The 2,761-nt window shown below is 71.6% G+C and carries 2 protein-coding genes; both read right to left on the bottom strand.

All coding sequences use genetic code 11. The features are described from left to right. Positions 1 to 172: 172 nt before the first annotated feature. Positions 173 to 1,033, bottom strand: coding sequence for an alpha/beta fold hydrolase (locus ACWGL3_RS31930; RefSeq protein WP_267944730.1), 861 nt, complete (start codon positions 1,031 to 1,033; stop codon positions 173 to 175). Between the two features lie 67 nt (positions 1,034 to 1,100). Continuing rightward, complete coding sequence (locus ACWGL3_RS31925; protein ID WP_452462150.1) at positions 1,101 to 2,096, bottom strand: NADP-dependent oxidoreductase; 996 nt, start codon at positions 2,094 to 2,096, stop codon at positions 1,101 to 1,103. Positions 2,097 to 2,761 lie beyond the last annotated feature (665 nt).

Raw genomic sequence — 2,761 nt, 5'->3', positions numbered from 1 at the left:
GCCGTGCGTGTCACGGTCGCGGCGCCCGGCACCGGCGCGGTGGGCCGCTGCCCGAGGGCGGGGGACCCGCACGGCGTTCGGCGGCCTCGCCGGGTGCACGCGCGGGGCCCTGCACCATCCCCTCCCTGGCCCCGGCCCCCGGCCGTCGGGGTCCGGGGACGTTCCCGCGGCGTCAACGGGTGAGGAACTCCACGGCGACGGGGGCGAACTCCCGGTGGTACTGGAAGATGCCCCCGTGGCCCGAGCCGGGGTAGATGACCAGTTCGGAGCCGGGGATGCGCCGGTGCAGGTCCTCGGAGAGCACCGAGGGCACCATGCGGTCGTTGTCCCCGTTGGCGATCAGGGTGGGCTGAGCGATCACCGACAGGTCGGCGGGCGTCGAACGCCCCCACCTCTTGATGGCCTTCAACTGCTTCTGGAGGGCCTTGACCCTGATGGGTGCGTCGCGATCCGCGGTGCGTTCCCCAAGCCGCTCGACGAACGCCTTCCCTGCCTTCTTGCCGGTGGCGTCGCGGTTGAAGAACAGGAACTCCTTCGGGTCCGACCGGGTCAGCGCCGCCCGCGCCATGTCGTAGTACGTGGTCCTGGCGACCTTGTCGATGTCCTTGCCCCCGGCGGGCCCGGTGCCGGTGAGGACGAGCCTGCGGACCAGTCCGGGGTGCTCGCTCGCCAGTACCTGGGCGACCATGCCGCCGAGGGAGAAGGCGAAGACGTCGATCTCCCCGAACCCCAGGGCCCTGACGAAGGCGGCCGCGTCGGCGGCCATGGCCTCCACCGTGTCGGGGACCTCGCCGGTCGAGGCCCCGACCCCGCGGTTGTCGAAGGCGATGACGTGCCGTTCCCGGGCGACGGGATCGACGATGCGCGGGTCCCAGTTGTCCAGGGTCGCGGCCAGGTGCACGAAGAACACGACGGGGATGCCCCCTCTCGGCCCGAGTTCCCGGTAGGCGTAGGTCACCCCGCCCGCGGTGACCGTGCGGGTCGGCGCCTTCGCGTACGAGGTGTTGACCGGTTCGTCGCTGGTCTCGCTCATGATGGTTCCCCTGATGGTGTGTCGGCACGGGACGGCTCGACGGCGATGGACGGTTTCCGACGAGTGGTCATGTGCGGCTGATGACGGCCTTGCCGCGGATGCCTCCCTCCGCCAGGGCCCGCAGGGCCTGGGGCGCCTGTTCGAAGGGGAACACCCTTCCCACGACGGGGCGCAGCTCCCCGGCGTCGACGAGGGCGCTGATCCGGCGCAGCTGGTCGCCGTCGGCGCGCATGAACAAGAACTCGTACGTCACGCCGAGTTTCTTGGCCTGGCGGCGGATCCCCGCGCTCAGACCGGTGATCGCCAGGCGCAGCAGCGGGTTCAGGCCGATCTCCCGGGCGAAGTCCGGGTCCGGCGGTCCGGAGATCCCGATCGCCTTGCCGCCGGGCCGGAGCACACGCAGCGACTTCTCCAGGTTCTTGCCGCCCAGGCTGTCCAGGACCAGGTCGTACCCGCTCAGCACCTGCTCGAAGTCCTGGCTGCGGTAGTCGATGACGGTGTCCGCGCCCAGCTCACGGACGAAGTCGGCGTTGGAGGCGCTGGCGGTCGTCGCCACGTGCGCACCGAGGTGTTTGGCGAGCTGGATGGCGATCGACCCGACGCCACCCGAGCCCGCGTGGACGAGGACCTTCTGGCCGGGCCCCACGCTGCCGCGTTCGACCAGCGCCTGCCAGGCGGTGAGTGCCGCCAGCGGCAGCGAACCCGCCTCCGTCATGGGGATCGACGAAGGTGTGGGGGCAAGGTCCGCTTCGGAGACGGCGATGCGTTCGGCGAAGGTACCGATCCGGTCCTTGCCGGGCCGAGCGTACACCCGGTCGCCGGGTTTGAAACCCCGGACCTCGGCGCCGACGCCGATGACCGTTCCGGCGACGTCGTTCCCCAGGATCAGCGGAAACTTGTAGGGCAGGATCTGCTTGAACTCGCCGACACGGGTCTTCTCGTCCAGCTGGTTCAGCCCGGCGGCCTCCACCCGGACGAGCACGTCCCCTTCCCCGACGACCGGTTCGGGGACCTCGGTCTCCCTCGGCTCCTCCTTGTACCGGGTGATGACGAACGCTCTCATGCCCTGTCGCTCCTTCTCCGTGGGGCCGGGTGTGGTGTCGGCCGCTGCGCACTGCGCGGAAGGGACCGTCCCGCGGTGGTGCACGCGTTGCGGTGCGGGAAGTCGGAGCCGCCTCCGGCCGGTCACGTGAGCGGTGGCGGTGGGGCCGAGGCCACGAGCTCGGATGCCGTTGTCCGGTGTGCCACAGGCCGGCCTCTCCCTGACCTGGACATACCCGGCTTTAATGAGTGTAATCAAAAATGAGTATACTCATAAATTGTGCAGAGGGAGAGCCTGGCCGTGTGCAGGCGCGTGACGCAGCGGCGAGGCGCCAACGCCCCGGCGGCGGCGCCGTGGACCGAGGAGAGCGAGTCCGGCAGGAAGGCCGCCGAGCGCCGTGCCGTGATCGCGGTCGGGTCTGGACTCCAGGAGTGCGGCCGCACCGGGTTCGGCGCCCTCGCCGGGAACCGGGAGACACTCCATCACCGGTGGGGCCGTGCCCGCCCACCGTGGCCTCCGGGGCCGACATCCGATCGAGGCCCTGGCGGACAGGGTCGGCATCATCGCGGCCGCTCCGCCGCGCTGCGGCCCGGGGTGCCGGCTCGGCCGGGCGGGCTCCCGGCCTCCGCCCGGTCCGGGGGTGACGCCGCCCTGGCGGACCGGCGGGGACGCGCCCACGTGGGCGC

Source organism: Nocardiopsis sp. NPDC055824 (genome assembly GCF_053616335.1).
The sequence above is the reverse complement of the archived record's forward strand: the minus strand, read 5'-3'. Positions and strand labels throughout refer to the sequence as shown.